This is a genomic window from Neptuniibacter marinus (assembly GCF_001597725.1).
Taxonomy (GTDB): Bacteria; Pseudomonadota; Gammaproteobacteria; order Pseudomonadales; family Balneatricaceae; genus Neptuniibacter; species Neptuniibacter marinus.
The window spans coordinates 1-269 of sequence record NZ_LUTR01000075.1; the positions used below are offsets into that span (position 1 = coordinate 1).

Annotated in this window: 1 pseudogene; it reads left to right on the forward strand. The window is 39.4% G+C overall.

Annotation, left to right across the window (positions count from 1 at the left end):
• Nucleotides 1-56: 56 nt before the first annotated feature.
• A pseudogene (locus tag A3774_RS16115) lies at nucleotides 57-269 on the forward strand (cytochrome b); the annotation flags it as partial.

Genomic DNA, 269 nt, shown 5'->3' on the forward strand with positions numbered 1-269 from the left:
CATATGTAGTTGAGTGACACGAAAATACTCATTGGTGTTGATGAGGGGGATGCATAATGCAAGCGTTACTTGATTGGGTAGAAAAACGTATACCAGCAATGAATGCTTATAAAAAGCATTTATCTGAATACCCGATGCCAAAGAACTTTAATTTTTGGTATCTATTTGGCTCTCTAGCCATGCTTGTCCTGGTTAACCAAATCCTTACAGGCATTTGGCTAACTATGAACTACGTACCTTCTGGCGATGGTGCATTTGCATCTGTTGAA